The sequence below is a fragment of the Crossiella sp. S99.2 genome (genome assembly GCF_023094165.1).
Taxonomy (GTDB): Bacteria; Actinomycetota; Actinomycetes; order Mycobacteriales; family Pseudonocardiaceae; genus Crossiella.
On record NZ_JALMDK010000014.1, the window covers coordinates 225,800 to 241,263 of the forward strand.

At 72.1% G+C, this 15,464-nt stretch carries 14 protein-coding genes; 9 read left to right on the forward strand and 5 right to left on the reverse strand.

The features are described from left to right. Positions 1-29 precede the first annotated feature (29 nt). The 3 genes from MZC64_RS38935 (at position 30) to MZC64_RS38945 (ending at position 3,829) form a co-directional block, all read left to right on the forward strand. A complete protein-coding gene (locus MZC64_RS38935; protein ID WP_247764690.1) occupies positions 30-1,193 on the forward strand; it encodes a hydrolase in 1,164 nt (387 codons plus the stop codon). Between the two features lie 213 nt (positions 1,194-1,406). After that, entirely contained in the window at positions 1,407-2,840 is a 1,434-nt protein-coding gene (locus MZC64_RS38940) for a carbohydrate-binding protein (RefSeq protein WP_247764691.1), read from the forward strand. Positions 2,841-3,013: 173 nt separating this feature from the next. Beyond that, complete coding sequence (locus MZC64_RS38945) at positions 3,014-3,829, forward strand: ESX secretion-associated protein EspG (RefSeq protein WP_247764692.1); 816 nt, start codon at positions 3,014-3,016, stop codon at positions 3,827-3,829. Between the two features lie 142 nt (positions 3,830-3,971). Here MZC64_RS38945 and MZC64_RS38950 read toward each other — a convergent pair whose 3' ends face one another. Continuing rightward, entirely contained in the window at positions 3,972-5,291 is a 1,320-nt protein-coding gene (locus MZC64_RS38950) for an NAD(P)/FAD-dependent oxidoreductase (RefSeq protein ID WP_282106567.1), read from the reverse strand. Between the two features lies 1 nt (position 5,292). Next, a complete protein-coding gene (locus tag MZC64_RS38955; RefSeq protein WP_247764693.1) occupies positions 5,293-5,889 on the reverse strand; it encodes a ferric reductase-like transmembrane domain-containing protein in 597 nt (198 codons plus the stop codon). Positions 5,890-6,166: 277 nt separating this feature from the next. On the opposite strand from MZC64_RS38955, the gene MZC64_RS38960 reads away from it, so the two are divergent. The 4 genes from MZC64_RS38960 (at position 6,167) to MZC64_RS38980 (ending at position 11,085) form a co-directional block, all read left to right on the forward strand. Beyond that, positions 6,167-6,727 (forward strand): sigma-70 family RNA polymerase sigma factor, encoded by a 561-nt coding sequence (locus MZC64_RS38960; RefSeq protein WP_374205845.1) that lies wholly within the window; start codon positions 6,167-6,169, stop codon positions 6,725-6,727. Positions 6,728-6,733: 6 nt separating this feature from the next. Then, positions 6,734-7,717, forward strand: a complete 984-nt coding sequence (locus MZC64_RS48320; protein ID WP_282106568.1) for an anti-sigma factor — start codon at positions 6,734-6,736, stop codon at positions 7,715-7,717. A gap of 137 nt (positions 7,718-7,854) precedes the next feature. Next, positions 7,855-9,669 (forward strand): family 20 glycosylhydrolase, encoded by a 1,815-nt coding sequence (locus MZC64_RS38975; protein ID WP_374205846.1) that lies wholly within the window; start codon positions 7,855-7,857, stop codon positions 9,667-9,669. 321 nt (positions 9,670-9,990) lie between these two features. Further along, the gene (locus MZC64_RS38980) at positions 9,991-11,085 is read left to right on the forward strand and encodes an N-acetylmuramoyl-L-alanine amidase (protein WP_247764694.1); all 1,095 of its coding nucleotides are present in this window, start codon (positions 9,991-9,993) and stop codon (positions 11,083-11,085) included. On the opposite strand, the gene MZC64_RS38985 is transcribed toward MZC64_RS38980, so the two are convergent. From MZC64_RS38985 to MZC64_RS38995, 3 genes are all read right to left on the reverse strand, one after another. After that, on the reverse strand, positions 11,060-11,692 hold the full coding sequence (locus MZC64_RS38985) for a DedA family protein (RefSeq protein ID WP_247764695.1): 633 nt from the start codon (positions 11,690-11,692) through the stop codon (positions 11,060-11,062). The genes MZC64_RS38980 and MZC64_RS38985 overlap by 26 nt on opposite strands. Then, a complete protein-coding gene (locus tag MZC64_RS38990; RefSeq protein ID WP_247764696.1) occupies positions 11,692-12,480 on the reverse strand; it encodes a lysophospholipid acyltransferase family protein in 789 nt (262 codons plus the stop codon). The genes MZC64_RS38985 and MZC64_RS38990 overlap by 1 nt, the downstream gene beginning before the upstream one ends. A gap of 62 nt (positions 12,481-12,542) precedes the next feature. Beyond that, entirely contained in the window at positions 12,543-13,313 is a 771-nt protein-coding gene (locus tag MZC64_RS38995) for a GNAT family N-acetyltransferase (RefSeq protein ID WP_247764697.1), read from the reverse strand. A 157-nt stretch (positions 13,314-13,470) separates the two neighbouring features. Here MZC64_RS38995 and MZC64_RS39000 point away from each other — a divergent pair, with 157 nt between their 5' ends. Both MZC64_RS39000 and MZC64_RS39005 read left to right on the forward strand, forming a co-directional pair. Continuing rightward, entirely contained in the window at positions 13,471-14,829 is a 1,359-nt protein-coding gene (locus MZC64_RS39000; protein WP_247764698.1) for a sensor histidine kinase, read from the forward strand. Continuing rightward, entirely contained in the window at positions 14,817-15,461 is a 645-nt protein-coding gene (locus MZC64_RS39005; RefSeq protein WP_247764699.1) for a response regulator transcription factor, read from the forward strand. The genes MZC64_RS39000 and MZC64_RS39005 overlap by 13 nt, the downstream gene beginning before the upstream one ends. The last annotated feature ends 3 nt before the right edge of the window (positions 15,462-15,464 follow it).

The following is a 15,464-nucleotide window of genomic DNA, read 5'->3' on the forward strand; positions in this document are numbered from 1 at the left end:
CAACCCGCCGCCATCCGAGAGGGACACCCATGCGCCCAACACGGCTGCTCGCCGTGCTCCTGACCCTGTCCGCCAGCCTGGTCGGCACCGCCCCGGCCGCGACCGCGGCGGTGCCGACCAGCGCCGCGACCACGCTGGACCTGCCCGCCCCGACCGGCAGGCTGGCCGTGGGCGTCACCGACCTGCACCTGACCGACCCGTCCCGCCCGGACCCGTGGGCGCCCACCCCGGCGGCGCGCGAGCTGATGGTCCGCGCCTGGTACCCGGCCATCGCGGTCACCCCGCGGGCCCGCTACGCCGACGAGGCCACCAGCGCCACCGTCGCCGCCTTCCTGAACAACGTCATCGGCGGCGGGGTGAGCCCGTTCCTGGACCGGGTCCGCCCGCAGGCCCGGCAGAACGCCCCGGTGTTCGGCGCGGGCTGGCCGGTGCTGCTGTACAGCCAGGGCCGGGGCAGCATGCGCGCGCTGTCCACCAGCCTGGCCGAGGACCTGGCCAGCCACGGGTACGTGGTGCTGTCGGTGGACCACACCTACGACGCGGGCGCGGTGCGCTTCCCCGACGGCCGGGTCATCCGCGGCAATCGCCCGCAGGTGCCCACCGAGGCCCAGCGAGCCGAGGAACTCCGGGTCCGGGTCGCCGATCTGCGCAGCACCCTCAACCACGTCAGCACCGCGGCGACCCCGTTCCGCGGCCGCCTGGACCTGTCCAGGGTCGGCACCCTCGGCCACTCCATGGGCGGTGCGACGGCCGCCGAGGCCATCCGCACCGACCCCCGGTTCCGCGCCGGGGTGAACCTGGACGGCGGCTTCTGGGACGGCGCCGCCAACAACGGCGTCCCGGCCCCCTTCCTGCTGCTGAGCACCGGCGCCCCCGACTACCCCACCTTCACCGCCTGGAAGGCCAGCCACCGGAGCTGGGGCCGCCACTTCGCCCTCACCGGCGCGGCGCACTACAGCGCCACCGACCTGACCCAGTTCGCCGACCTCTCCGGCGCCCGCGAACTCCTCCGCGACCGCCCCGCCCTGTACACCACGTTGTTCGGCGACACCCCCGGCAGCAGAACCACCCAGCTCAACCGCGTCTACACCCAGGCGTTCTTCCAGCAGCACCTCTACGGCGTGCCCAACCCACTCCTGGATGCGCCGTCCCCGGCCTACCCGGAGCAAACCCTGCGCTGGTCCCACTCCTGAGCCGCGAGTCCGGGCAGCGGCGAGCCCGCTGCCCGGACCACCGCCATTTGTTGTTTCTCCCCCGAAATCCCGCCCAATCGTTGACAACCCACCTTTGAGAGCGCTCTCATCACCTCACGGCACAGCGGCCGGAGACGCACCGACCGTGGCCGGGCACGCATAATCCCTTCCCCCGCTGTGATCCGCCGCCACGGACCGAGGAGGCGCTCGCACATGTCCGCTGCGCACATCCCCACCGCCAGTCCCCCAGCCCGTCGCACCCGTTCCCCGCGCTGGGCCCTCGCCGCCGCCACCGCCGCGGCGGCCGTGGTCGTCCCGCTCGCACTGTTCGCCCCCGCCGACGCGGCCGTACCCCCACCAGCCCCCGGCTGGTCCCAGGTCTGGGCGGACGACTTCAACGGACCGGCAGGTTCCCTGCCCTCCGGCAACAACTGGATCTTCGACCTCGGCCACGGCTACCCCGGCGGTCCGGCGAACTGGGGTACCGGCGAGATCGCCGCGCACACCAACAACCCGGCCAACATCAGCCTCGACGGTGGTGGCAACCTGCGCATCACCCCGCTCCGGGACGGTGCAGGGAACTGGACCTCCGCCCGGATCGAAACCCACCGCGGCGACTTCCAGGCCCCGGCCGGTGGCGTGCTCGCCATCGAGAGCAGGCTGCAGATGCCCAATGTCACCGGGCAGGCGGCGATCGGGTACTGGCCCGCGTTCTGGGCGCTGGGCACGCCGTATCGCGGCAACTACTGGAACTGGCCGGGTATCGGCGAGTTCGACATCATGGAGAACGTCAACGGGATCAACTCGGTCTGGGGTGTGCTGCACTGCGGGGTCAACCCGGGCGGCCCGTGCAACGAGACCACCGGCATCGGCGCGAACCGGCCCTGTCCCGGGGCGAGCTGCCAATCGGCCTTCCACACCTACCGCTTCGAGTGGGACCGCTCGGTCACCCCGAACCAGCTGCGCTGGTACGTCGACGGCCAGCAGTTCCACAGCGTCAGCCAGGACCGCTTCGACGCGGCCACCTGGACCAACATGACCAATCACGGCTACTTCGTGATCCTCAACGTGGCCATCGGCGGCGCCTTCCCCAACGCCCTCCATGGCGGCGTGACCCCGGTCGCGGCCACGGTTCCCGGCCGGCCGATGGTGGTCGACTACGTCTCGGTGCAGCAGCGCGGCGGGGGCGGCGGCAACCCGACGACCACCACCAGCGCGCCGCCGCCCGCGGGAGGCAGCGCGTACGCCCGCTGGGAGGCCGAGCGGTTCGCCGCCCAGTCCGGCGTGCGCACCGAGTCCACTTCGGACAGTGGCGGCGGGCAGCACATCGGCGGGGTCGGCAACGGCGACTGGGTGCAGTACCGGGGAGTGGACTTCGGCGGCTCCGGCGCGCGGCAGTTCCAGGCCAGGGTGGCCTCGGGCGCCGGCGGCGGGGTGAGCGGGCTGGTCGAGGTGCGGCTGGACAGCCGGAGCGGGCCGGTGATCGGATCGTTCGCGGTGGGCAACACCGGCGGCTGGCAAAGCTGGCGGACCATTCCGGCCAACGTCAACGGGGCCACCGGCGTGCACGACGTGTACCTGACCTTCGCCAGCGGTCAGCCCGCGGACTTCGTCAACCTCAACTGGTTCACCTTCGCGACCGGTTAGCCAGACTCGCGGCCGGCCGGTGGCGACGGCGGCAACCCACCGGCCGGCCGCTTCCCAGCACCGCCCGGCAATGTCAGCGCACCGAATGTGACATTGTTTACACACGTAGTCACAGGCCCGGGTTAGGTTGCCCCCCTTGACCGAGAGGGCTCGGCGCACAAGGGGGCGCAGCGATGGGCGGGGAACCGCACGCCATGACCACGATGGTGCTCACCGCGACCGAGTTCGAGGTGGTGTGGGCGCAACTCGCCCTCGGTGAACCACCGCTCGCGCTGGAACTGCCGAGTTTCGGGGCCACCGACTCCGAGCGCGGCATGCTGACCTCGCTGGCCATGGACTCGCTGCGGCAGCGCGGCCTGGCCGACCGGATCGGCCCCACCTCCGGGCTCAGCGACACCTGCCTTGGCCTGACCCGGTACGACTGGTCCCTGGACGCCCGGCTGTGGACCGGCGAACTGCTGCGGGCCTTCGGCGCCGCCCGCGGCGAGAGCGGCACCCTGGCGGTGCGCATCGGCGACACCGTGCACCTGACCCGGCTGCCCGACTACCTGCTGCCCACCGACCTGGCCACCCTCGGCGGCGGCACCCCGAGCGGACCGGGCGAGGCGCTGAGCGTGCGCGGCGAATCGCTGGACGCGGCCGCCCGCGCGGCCGGCGCGGACCCGGTCGCCTTCGCCGAGGTGCTGATCCAGCGCGGCGAGACCCCGCCGGTGGCCCGCGAACTGGCCCGGCGGTGTGCAGGGGCGGGCTGGTGGGGCCAGTTCGGCTGCACGGTGCGGGACCGCTTCGGCTCAACCCGCCGGGCCACCAGGGTGGTCGCCTTCCACGACGTGCCCGGCCGCGGCCGCTACCTGGTGCTGCGCCGGGTGGAAACCGGCGGCGTGGTCTGGGTGACCGTCCTCCCCGGCGGCAGCCGCCAACTGGTAGCCCAGCTCATCGCCCTCCGCGACGAAACCACCACCACCCACGGCGCCAACGGCCGCCGCTAACCCCCACCCACAGTGTTGGCCGTTCTCGTACCCCGAGTTGGCCCAAGTCGTACGCCGAGTTGGCCCAACTGGTACGCCGGGTTGGCCCAAGTCGTACGCCGGGCTGGCCCAAGCGGTACGCCGGGCTGGCCCCAGCCGGCGATCAGCTCGCCGCGCCGTTGCCTCGCCGCCCGCACCGCCACCCCCGCCGCGCCCGCCCGTTGACCGCCCGCCCGCTGACCGACGGCATCCCCCGCGGCGCCTCCGTCTCCCCCGGTGAGGGCCGCGGCGCCCCCACCGCCGACTGCCGGTCCAGTTCCGCCGTCCACTGCCGCATCCCGCGCGGGCTGTCCCAGGCCGCCACCCCCACCAGCCACCCTCGCCGCACGTACCCGCACACCTGGTGTCCCAGCGACCGCGCCCCGGCCAGCGCGATGGTGTCCCCGGCCAGCGCGGGCGCGCCCGCCGCCTGGATCCGCACGCCGTGCTGGGCCGACCAGAACCTGGGCAGCGGGGTGAACGGCCGGGCCCCCGCGCCGGCGAGGAGACTGTCCGCGGCGGCCCGGCCCATCTCCACCGCGTTGATCCAGTGCTCGACCCGGCGCGGGATCTCGTCGAAGCGCAGGTTGGGCCAGCGGGCCAGGTCGCCGGCGACCACCACGTCCTGGGCGCCCACGGCGTGGCAGGTGGCATCGCAGAGCACGCCGTCCTCCAGGACCAGGCCGGAGCCGCGCAGCCAGTAGCTGGCCGGGATGGCGCCGACGGCCAGCACCACGCAGCGCGCGGAGACCAGCTGGCCGTCGGTGAGCTGGACCGCGATGCCGCCGGGGTGCGGGGCGAACCGCCACACCGTCACGCCCAGGGCCAGCCGCACCCCGGCGTCCTGGTGCAGCTGGGTGACCGCGGCGCCCATCCGCTCGCCCAGCACGTCCCCGAGCAGGTCGCCGCCGCGGTCCACCAGCAGCACCGGGATGTCCATGGCACGCAGGCTCGCGGCCAGTTCACAGCCCAGGAACCCGCCGCCCACGATCACCACCGGCCCCTGGCCCGCGGTCACATTGCGTTGCAGCGCAAGACCATCGCTCATGGTGCGCAGCACCTGCACCCGGCGGTCGTGCCGGGGCGCGCCGGGCAGGTGCCTGGCCTGGGCCCCGGTGGCCACGACCAGGCCGTCATAGCGCAACTCCTCACCGCGCGGCAAGAGCAGCAGCCTGCGGTCCACGTCCAGCGCGGCCGCCCGGGATCCCAGTCGCCACACCACATCCAGCTCCGGCAGGCCGGGCAGGGTCAACTCCTCCGGGCCTGCTTGCCCCAGCAACAGCTGCTGCGCAAGGGCCGGACGGTGGTAAGGCAGCCGGGGTTCCTCACCCACCACCAGGACCTCGCCGGAGAATCCCTGCTCTCGCAAGCGTTCCGCCGCGTTCAGTCCGGCCGGGCCCGTGCCTACCACCACAATCCGTTCGGCCCGCCCGGTCAGGGCCATCTCACGGCGCCTCCTCGATGATCCGCGCCGAGACCAGCATCCTGGCCGGCAGGAAGCGCAGCACCGCCAGGGTCAGCACCGGCACCAGCAGGGTCACCCCGGCCAGCCACAGCAGACCGAACCGCCCGCCGGCGAGGGCGCCCAGCAAGGCATGTGCCACGCCGAGCACCGCGGCGGGATAGGCCAACCGGTGCAACCACAGCCAGCGCCGGTAGCCCAGCACCCGGCGCAGTCCCACCGAGAAGGCCACCAGCAGCATCAGCTCGAAGGCCAGCGCGCCGAGGGTGTGCCGCAGCGGCGCGCCCACCGCCACCGGGAGCAGCAGGTTGACCAGGCCAAAACGCTCCTCCCGCAGGAACAACAGGGCCAGGCCGTGACTGCACACGAAGGCCAGCGTGACCGTGGCCAGCACCAGGTGACCCGAGCGCACCACCTGCCGCCCGGTCGCCCGGCGCACCCAGCCCGCGCTGGTGAACACGCCCCAGCACAGGGTCAGGCACATCAGCCCATAGGCCAGCCACCCCGACAGCGCGGCCGCCGCGCGCACCCCGTCGTCCTGGGTGCTCACGGCGAGTTGCAGGACCGGATGGTGCGGCATGGGCGCCTCCGGGGCAGACGGGCGGCGGGAACCCGGATAGGCCAGGGGGTGCGACCCGGCCTACCCGGGCGTTTCCGGTGTTCCGCCAGGGAAAACCGGAAGCTTCGCGGGCGGCGAACTCAATAGTCCATAGTGGACAGTCCCTTCGTGACGACGCGCCAACGATTACGGATCCCTGTCGCGGGTGGTTCAACCCGGCCGCAAAATCGAGCCAAATCCGTCGCGAGCACAAAAAGATCGGCCGCAACCCTGTACGAAACCCGTTGCTGGGGACAGGATGTGCGCCGTGGGCCGACATCGGGTCACCAGAGCAGAGTCAACCGGCACCGCCGAGGTTTCCGGCCGGGACGACGATCTGGTCAGGGCGCTCTACCGTGAGTACGGTGGCGCGCTGTTCGGGCACGCGTGCAAGCTCACCGGCAATGATCGCCAGTGGGCCGAGGACGTGGTGCAGGAAACCTTGTTCCGGGCCTGGCGTAACGCCGAGAAGCTGGACCGGGAACCCGGGCTGATGCGGGCCTGGTTGTTCACCGTGGCGAGGCGGATCGTGATCGACGGAAGGCGGAGCCGCAGTGCGCGGCCGCACGAGGTCGACGCGAGTCCGTTGGAGGCAGTGCCGGTGCCTGACGGCGCCGACGCGACCCTCTCCGCCCTGGTGATCACCGAGGCGTTGCAGCAGTTGAGCGAAGAGCACAGGGAGGCCATCACCCAGACCTACCTACGAGACCGCACCATCAACGAAGCGGCCGCCGTCTTGGGCGTGCCACCGGGTACCGTCAAGTCCAGGGTGTACTACGCGTTGCGTGCCCTACGACGGTCACTCCAGGATCGGGGGTGAGCGGGGATGTCGTCCCCACCTGACCACTCCGACGTCGGCGCCTACCTGCTCGGCGTGCTCAACGAGGCGGACACCATCGCCTTCGAGGAGCACCTGACGCACTGCTCGCGCTGCCAGGACGAGCTGCAGGAGCTGCTCGACCTGCCGGACCTGCTCGACACCGCCCGCGCGCTGGGACAACAACAACAGCAGCCGCAGCGCAACGGCGCGGTGCCGTCGCCGCAGGTCCGGCCGAACCAGCCGCGGCCACAGGCCCCGCCGGGCCGGCCGCTGCGCAGTGTGCCGCCACTGGCCAGACCGCAGCCGGGCGCACCGGCGCCGCGCCCGCTACCTGGGCCGCCGCCGCGAACCCAGCCGCGTCCGCCCGCCTTCGCCCCGGCCGCCCAGGCGCCGGAGCAACCGGACGAACGGGTGCTGGCCCAGTTGCTCGACCAGGTCGGCGCGCGCAAGCGCAACCGGCGCAAGGCCGTGCTGTGGTCGCTGGCCGCGGCGGCCTGCCTGGCGCTGGTGCTGACCCCACTGGCGATCTCGGCGACGACCGGCAACGGGCGGGACGGCGTCGCGCTGCCCAGCCCGATCCTGAGCCTGCCCAGCCAGCCGAGCACCACTCGTCCTCCCGCCCAGAGCGGGCCGCCCGGTCCGAGCCCGGACGTGAGCACGCTCAACGAGGAGACGCTGACCGGCAGCAATCCGGCGAACAACGTCTCCGCGATCCTGGCGCTGACGGAGAAGGGCTCCGGCGTCGAGGTGCGGATGGAGTTGAAGGGCATCTCCGGGCCGAGGCGCTGCCAGTTGGTGGCCATCGGCAAGGCCGGGGAGGCATTCCCGGTGAACAGCTGGGTGGTGCCGGAGAAGGGCTACGGCGTGGCCGGCTCGCCGGAGCCGCTGCGCAACACCGGGAACGTGGCGCTGTCCAGGACCGACATCGCCAGCTTCGAGGTGCGCACCATGGACGGGATCGGGTTGTTGTCAATCCCCGCGGGGAGCTAGGTACGGAAGAGCACAGGTGGCGGCACCGGGATGAACCCAGTGGTCTAGACCTTGACACGAGGGTTGCCGGGAGATTCGATGGCTGCAACACGCCGCCGCCTGTGCTCGCCTGTCCGAACTCTCCGGGAGGACACCCCGTGAAAACCCTCAGCGCGCGGCCATTGCGGTCGCGGTTGGCCGGCGGTCTCGCCGCCCTCGTCGTGCTCGGCGGAGCCACCCTGGGCTGGGCCTCGGCCCAGCGTGACGCGGTCGCCGAGGAGGCCGCGAGCCCGTTGCAGAGCATCGTGCCGGTACCCGCCTCGGTCACCCCGGCCGCGGGCGTCACCTTCACCCTGGGCGCGGGCACCCGCATCCAGACCCAGGCCGGATCCGCCGAGGCCACCCAGGTCGCGGACTACCTGGCCTCGATCCTGCGCCGCTCCACCGGGTACCCGCTGCCGATCACCCCGGCCGCGGGCAACCCGGCCGACGGCATCGCGCTGCTGCTCTCCGGCGCGCCCGCGAGTGTGGGCGACCAGGGCTACCAGCTCGACGTGACCGCGGGCGTGGTCACCGTGCGCGCGAACAAGGCGGCCGGCCTGTTCGCCGGTGTGCAGACGCTGCGCCAGCTGTTGCCGGCGGCGATCGAGTCCGGCTCGGTCAAGCCCGGCCCGTGGACGGTGCCCGGCGCCAAGATCGTGGACCAGCCGCGCTTCGGCTACCGCGGCGCGCACCTGGACTCGGCCCGGCACTTCTTCACCGTGGACACGGTCAAGCGCTACATCGACCAGCTCGCGCTGTACAAGATCAATAACTTCCACTGGCACCTGACCGACGACCAGGGCTGGCGGATCCAGATCGACAGCTGGCCGAACCTGACCAAGCACGGCGCCAGCACCCAGGTCGGCGGCGGCCCCGGCGGCTTCTACACCAAGGCGCAGTACGCCGACGTGCTCAACTACGCCAAGGCCCGGCACATCACGGTGATCCCCGAGGTCGACATCCCCGGGCACACCAACGCCGCGCTGTCCTCCTACGCCGAGCTGAACTGCAATGGCGTGGCCCCGCCGCTGCGCACCGACACCGAGGTCGGCTACAGCTCGCTGTGCATCGGCAAGGACATCACCTACAAGTTCGTCGAGGACGTCATCCGGGAGCTGGCCGCGATCACCCCCGGCGAGTACTTCCACCTCGGCGGCGACGAGGCGCACGCGACCAGCGACGCCGACTACAACACCTTCATGCAGAAGGTCATGCCCCTGGTCGGCAAGTACGGCAAGAAGATCCTGGGCTGGCACGAGTTCGTGAAGGTCAACCCGGCCCCGCCGGTCTCGGCCATCCCGCAGTTCTGGGGCACCACCACCACCGACAACAACGTGGCCGCGCACGCCGGCCGCGGCGGCAAGGTGCTGCTGTCCCCGGCCAACAAGGCCTACCTGGACATGAAGTACAACGCCAGCACCCCACTCGGCCTGAGCTGGGCCGGCTTCATCGAGGTCCAGACCGCCTACAACTGGAACCCGGGCGGCTACCTCAGCGGTGTGAACGAGAGCGCGGTCTTCGGTGTGGAGGCCCCGCTGTGGTCGGAGACGCTGACCAAGACCGCGGACATCGAGTTCATGGCCTTCCCCCGGCTGCCCGCGATCGCGGAGCTGGGCTGGTCGCCGCGGTCCACGCACAACTGGGACGCCTTCAAGCAGCGGCTGGCCGCCCAGGGCCCGCGCTGGGGCGTGATGGGGATCAACTACTACAAGTCCCCGCAGGTCCCGTGGCCCTCGACCAACCCGACCAGCACCACGACCACCTCGGGCGGCTCCTGCAGCGCCCCGGCGTGGCGCAGCGGCGACACCTACGTCAAGGACAACACGGTCGCGCACAAGGGCAAGTCCTGGACCGCCCGCTGGTGGACCCGGGGCGAGGAACCGGGCACGACCGGCCAGTGGGGCGTGTGGAAGGACAACGGCGCCTGCTGAGCTGAACGACTGAACGGGCCCGGCTGGACCATCGCGGTCCGGCCGGGCCCTTTCGCACGCAAGGGGTCCGGCCGGATTCCCGACCTCCCGGGGTGGCGCGCCCATTCAACTTCTGTGCTCGATCTCCTGCGGCATTCGGCGTATTCGCCTAACCTCGGCCACCTCGGCGGAGTACCGGATTACGTGAATCGGTGACGGACTAGTACAAGTAATCGAAAGTTCCTCACCCCTTCGGCCCTTACGAGTTCCGGAACCAGCTCTTACCGTCGAACGACCCACTTCTCTGGGGTTCCCTGCCCCCAAGACGAGGGAGTCGTCGTCATGTCGAACCCTGCGCACAATCCGTTCGGCCGCCGCGCTTTCCTGCGTGGCGGACTCACCGTGACCGCGGCCGGCGCACTCGGGCTGGCCGATCCACTGCTCGCCGGAGCCGCGGAATCCGCGGCCCCACCCATCCACGGCACCGGGGCCTGGGGCGCACGCGCGCCCAGCGGCGGCATCTCGGTGCTCAACTCGCGGCCGGTCAAGATCATCGTGCACCACACGGCCACCGGCAACGTCACCGACTACTCGCTGGCCCGCGCGTTCGCACTGTCCAGGTCGATCCAGAACTACCACATGGATTCCAACAGGTGGATCGACACCGGGCAGCACTTCACCAACAGCCGCGGCGGGCACATCACCGAGGGCCGTCACCGCAGTCTGGCCGCGCTCAACGGTGGCACCCAGCACGTGGTCAGCGCGCACACCTCCGGGCAGAACAACGTGGCCCTCGGTATCGAGAACGAGGGCCTCTACACCAGCGTCGGCCCGACCACCGCACAGTGGAACTCCCTGGTCCAGCTGTGCAAGTACATGTGCGCGCAGTACCGGATCCCGGCCAGCCAGATCTTCGGGCACCGGGATTTCAACAACACCGCCTGTCCCGGCAACGTGCTCTACGGGCGGCTGCCGGAACTGCGGCGCTCGGTCGCGGCGGCCATGGGCAGCCGGGAGAAGATCGTCGACCCGGTGACCTGGCCGCTGCTGCAGCCCGGTGACCGCGGCGAGAAAGTCCTGGCCGCGCAACGCCTGCTGCACCACACGGGTGAGCGCGGCGTGCCCCTGGACGGCGTGTTCGACCAGCGCACCGATGAGGCGGCCCGTCGGCTGGAGGTCCGGATCGGCGTTGCCGAGACCGGTCTGGTCGGCGCCGAGTCCTGGCCCGCGCTGGTTCCGGCCGCGCTGCGCAAGGGCGATCGGGGCGACGCGGTGCACGCGGCCCAGCTGCTGCTGGTCGCGGCCGGGCTGCGCAGCCCGGCCGACGGCGAGTTCACCGAGGCCACCCAGACCGCGGTGAAGGATCTGCAGACCGCGCAACGGATCCCGGCCACCGGGGTGATCGACCTGCTCACCTGGCAGTACCTGCTTCGCTGAGTTCCCGCTGCCGGGGTGCGCGCCGCCCTCGCGACCACAACGCGCGCACCCCGGCCACGGCTCCGGCCAGTCCGGCCGCGATGCCGAGCGCCAGCAGCAGTCCCAGCAACGGGTTCTGCTCGAACGCGCGCCCGCCGAGGTAGCCGATCGCCACGCAGGCCACCGCCCAGATCGTGCCGGCCACGGTGTCCCACAACAGGAATCGCCCGCGTGGGTAGCCCACCGCGCCGGCGGCGAGCATGCTGGCCAGTCGCCCGGCCGGGATGTACCGGGCCGCCACGATCACCCACGGCCCCTGCCGCCGGATCGCCCGCTGGGCCCACTCGTAGGCTTGTTTTCCCTTGCGGCTGCGGGACAATCGCCGTTCCAGCCCGGGTCCGGCGCCGCGTCCGGCGAGGTAGGTGCCGTAGTCGCCGAGCAGCACTCCGGCGATCGCGGCCAGCAGCACCAGCCAGATCGAGGGCGGTCCGGTGGCCGCGGCCACGCTGATGGCGATCACCGTGCTGTCACTGGGGGTGAACGGCAGCACCGCGTCCAGCGCGGCGAAGGCCAGCACGATCAGGTACAGCCAGGGCGAGGCGAGCAACGCCTGCAGGAACTCGGGCATCAGGCCGCCACCCGCAACTCCGGGGCGGGAAGCGTTGCCTCGCCTAGGATTTCCGCCTGGGCGCGGGCGGCGAACTCCCGTCGGTCGCGCACGGTCCGCGGCCAGATCGTAGTGCCCTCGCGCAGGTGCACCGACAACCCGCGGGCGCGGATCACCCGGCGCAGCGAGGTCAGCACGTCCTCCTCACCCAGGAAAGCCGCCGCCGCGGACGGAGTCCCGTCCGGCCCGCGGAACTCCAGTCGCACCGGCCGCACCGGCACTCCGGCGTCCAGCGCGGCCTGGAAACTGGCCGGGCGCAACACAATCCCGTCCGGCGCGCAGCGGGTGGTGCCCTCCGGGAACACCGCGACGGTGATCCCGGCGGCCAGCCGGTCCCGCATCTCCGCGACGGTCCCCGGCAGGGTGGACAGCCGGTCCCGCTCGATGAAGACCGTCCCGGCCCGCGCGGCCAGCCCGCCGAACACCGGGAGGTCCCGGATCTCGGACTTGGCCACCTGGTGCAGCGGTTCCCTGGCCAGCAACACCAGGCCGTCCAGCCAGGAGATGTGGTTGCCCACCAGCAACGCCGGGCCCCGCCGCGGCGGCACATTCCGCGCCACCACCGCGATCCCCAGCGCCCGCAGGATCCCGCGCGCCCCACTGCTCGCCAGCTGCCCCCGGATTCCCTTGGGCAGCAACGGGAACAGCCAGGACACCGGCACCGCGAGCGCGAACACCCCGGCCAGCGCGAGCCACCGCCGCAGCTGAACTCCCAGTGCCGCCACGGGTTCCCGGTCCCGGTCCGGCACACACGTGTCGTCGCACGGCGTACTCGGCGTCCAGCGAAACCCGCCGCCCCGCCCGGCCGCGGTCACTGGAACCGTCGCAGGTAGCGGGGATCCAGCCGATCCATGTCCAGCAACAGGAAGAAGTCCGCGCAGCCGAAGTCCGCGTCGTAGGCGGGTTCCCCGCCCACCCAGGCCCCCAGCCGTAGGTAGCCCTGCATCAGCGGCGGCAGCACCACCCGCCCGGCCGGCCGCTCGATGTCCCGATGCGGCCAGGGATTGCGCGGCCGCACCCGGTACCGCTCGGGCGCCAGCGCGCGGTCGAACACCCGGTCCCGCACCGCGGCGGCCAGGTGTCCGCCGTCTGCTAGGGGCACCGAACCGCAGCCGGCCACCCAGCGCCCGCCGACCAGGTTCACGTACCGGGCCAGCCCGGCCCACATCAGCCCGATCACCCCGCCGTTGCGGTGCGCCGGGTCCACGCAGGACCGGCCGACCTCCACCAGCGAGGACCGCAGCCCGGCCAGCGCGTCCAGCTCGAACTCCCCGTCGGAGTAGAGCGCGCCCCGGCGGGCCGCGGCGCCCGGCGGCAGGATGCGGTAGGTGCCCACCACCTCGCCGGTGCGCTCGTCCTTGATCAGCAGGTGCTCGCAGTGCGGGTCCAGCTCGTCCGCGTCCACCCCGTCCGGACCGGCCAGCGCCGCGCCCAGTTCCCCGGCGAAAACCCGGTGCCGGAGTCGTTGGGCGGCAAGCACTTCGGCCCGGGTGTCCGCGATGACCATGCGGTACCCGGGGCTGTCCTCGATGGCGGCGCGGGCGAGCAGCTTCGGCAGCGGCCTGGTCAGTTCGGCGATCATGTCAGCAAGCCTGGCCGGGCCGGGCCGCCGCGTCGCCAGGGTTACCTCCTGAAATGACCGGGGTGCTAGCACGGGGGTGGTTCCCCTGGCTGGCACGGTGGCCCCCTAGGGGGCGCGCTCCTACGCTGAGGTCACCACTGTCCGAAAAGGAGCGTCGATGAACCGGCCCCGGCCGCCACGGAACCCGCTGTACGAGGTGGTCAGCAAGCGCACCTGGCTGGGCACGCTGAGCCTGCTGCTGGGCGCGTTCTGGAGCCTGCTCCCGCTCGCGGTGATCTTCTTCGGCTTCGTCGGCGCACTGTTCCCGCTGGTCGCGGCGCTGCTCGCGCAGAAGTTCTACCTGGCGGTGTGGTTCCTGCCGACCCTGCTGGGCAGCCCGGTGGTGGTGTGGCTGCTCGGCTGGCTGCTGGTCCGGTTCGGCCGGGCCGAGGCCGCGCAGTTCCGCCTGGTGACCGGGGAGTCGGTGACCCCGGGGCTGACCCTGCCGCCCGGCCGCAACCCCTACAAGGTGGCGCTGCGGCTGGTGGTCAACCCGACGCTGTGGCGCACCTTCGGCTACTGGATCGCCCGCGGCGTGCTGACCGTGGCGACCGGCTTGATCACCTTCCTCGCCTGGTACGGCCCCGGCTTCCTGATCACCATCGCGGTGCTGGAGTTCTTCTTCTCCCCTGTGCTGGTGCTGCCCGACGGCAGCGCCGTGCGCAACTCCTACACCAACATGGAGGTCTTCCGCGGTTCCGGCTGGCCGTTCTGGGTCGGGGCCTTCCTGCTGGCCGGCATCCTGCTGCTGATGCTCGCCCCGGTGCTGGTGCGGGCCATGGTCAGCGTGCACCTGGCGCTGACCCGCACCATGCTGGAGCCCAAGTCCGCGGCCGATCTGGCCGAGCGGGTGCAGCAGGTGGAGGAGCGGCGCGCGGTGGCGATGCAGGCGGCCGAGGCCGAGCGGCAGCGGATCGAACGCGACCTGCACGACGGCGCGCAGCAACAACTGGTCGCCCTGGCGATGAAGCTGGGCCGGGCCCGCAGCAGGCACGGCCAGGACCCGGACGGCGCGCTCAAGCTGATCGAGGAGGCGCACCAGGAGGCCAAGGACGCCATCGACGAGCTGCGCAACCTCACCCGCGGCCTGCACCCGCCGGTGCTGGAGGACCGCGGCCTGGACGCGGCGCTGTCCGCGCTGTCGGCCCGCTGCCCGGTCCCGGTGCGCATCCGGTACCAGGTAGAGGCCCGGCCGTCCCAGACCATCGAGGCCATCGCCTACTTCATGATCTCCGAGGCGCTGACCAACATCGCCAAGCACGCGCACGCCAGCAAGGCGGGCATCGAGGTGCGCCGCACCGGCGACCGGCTCACCGTGGTGGTCACCGACGACGGCATCGGCGGCGCCCAGGCAGGTCCCGGCTCCGGCCTGGCCGGGCTGGCCGACCGGGCGGGCGGCGTAGATGGCACGCTGACCCTGTACAGCCCCGAGGGCGGGCCGACCATCCTGACCATGGAGCTGCCATGCGAGTCGTGATCGCCGAGGACGCCGTGCTGCTGCGCCAGGGCCTGATCCTGCTGCTGGCCGAGAGCGGGCACGAGGTCCTCGAGGCGGTCGGCGACGCCGAGCAACTGCTGCGCGCGGTCGGCGAACACCAGCCCGACATCGCCGTGATCGACGTCCGCATGCCGCCCACCCACCGCGACGAGGGCCTGCGCGCCGCCCTGGTGATCCGCCGCAGCTGGCCGAACACCAAGATCCTCATCCTGTCCCAGTACGTCGAGGAGCGCTACGCCGCCGACCTGCTCACCAACGACCTGAGCGGCATCGGCTACCTGCTCAAGGACCGCGTCGCCGACGTCGAGGACTTCCTCCGCGCCCTCAACCAGGTAGCCGACGGCGGCACGGTCTTCGACCCCGAGGTAGTAGCCCAGCTCCTGGCCCGCAGCCGCCGCCAAGACCCCCTCGCCACCCTGACCCCCCGCGAACGCGAAGTCCTGGGCCTGATGGCCGAAGGCCGCTCCAACGCGGGCATCGGCGACTCCCTGACCATCACCGAACGCGCGGTGGAGAAATACGTAGGCAGCATCTTCACCAAACTGGGCCTCCCCCTAGCCGGCAACGACCACCGCCGAGTCCTAGCCGTCCTCCACTACCTGGACAACTAACCC

Excerpts from the sequence above, each read along its gene's own strand:
- MZC64_RS38935 (WP_247764690.1), top strand. The coding sequence starts at position 30 with ATGCGCCCAACACGGCTGCTCGCCGTGCTCCTGACCCTGTCCGCCAGC.
- MZC64_RS38940 (WP_247764691.1), top strand. The coding sequence starts at position 1,407 with ATGTCCGCTGCGCACATCCCCACCGCCAGTCCCCCAGCCCGTCGCACC.
- MZC64_RS38945 (WP_247764692.1), top strand. The coding sequence starts at position 3,014 with ATGGGCGGGGAACCGCACGCCATGACCACGATGGTGCTCACCGCGACC.
- MZC64_RS38950 (WP_282106567.1), bottom strand. The coding sequence starts at position 5,291 with ATGGCCCTGACCGGGCGGGCCGAACGGATTGTGGTGGTAGGCACGGGC.
- MZC64_RS38955 (WP_247764693.1), bottom strand. The coding sequence starts at position 5,889 with ATGCCGCACCATCCGGTCCTGCAACTCGCCGTGAGCACCCAGGACGAC.
- MZC64_RS38960 (WP_374205845.1), top strand. The coding sequence starts at position 6,167 with ATGTGCGCCGTGGGCCGACATCGGGTCACCAGAGCAGAGTCAACCGGC.
- MZC64_RS48320 (WP_282106568.1), top strand. The coding sequence starts at position 6,734 with ATGTCGTCCCCACCTGACCACTCCGACGTCGGCGCCTACCTGCTCGGC.
- MZC64_RS38980 (WP_247764694.1), top strand. The coding sequence starts at position 9,991 with ATGTCGAACCCTGCGCACAATCCGTTCGGCCGCCGCGCTTTCCTGCGT.
- MZC64_RS38985 (WP_247764695.1), bottom strand. The coding sequence starts at position 11,692 with ATGCCCGAGTTCCTGCAGGCGTTGCTCGCCTCGCCCTGGCTGTACCTG.
- MZC64_RS38995 (WP_247764697.1), bottom strand. The coding sequence starts at position 13,313 with ATGATCGCCGAACTGACCAGGCCGCTGCCGAAGCTGCTCGCCCGCGCC.
- MZC64_RS39000 (WP_247764698.1), top strand. The coding sequence starts at position 13,471 with ATGAACCGGCCCCGGCCGCCACGGAACCCGCTGTACGAGGTGGTCAGC.
- MZC64_RS39005 (WP_247764699.1), top strand. The coding sequence starts at position 14,817 with ATGCGAGTCGTGATCGCCGAGGACGCCGTGCTGCTGCGCCAGGGCCTG.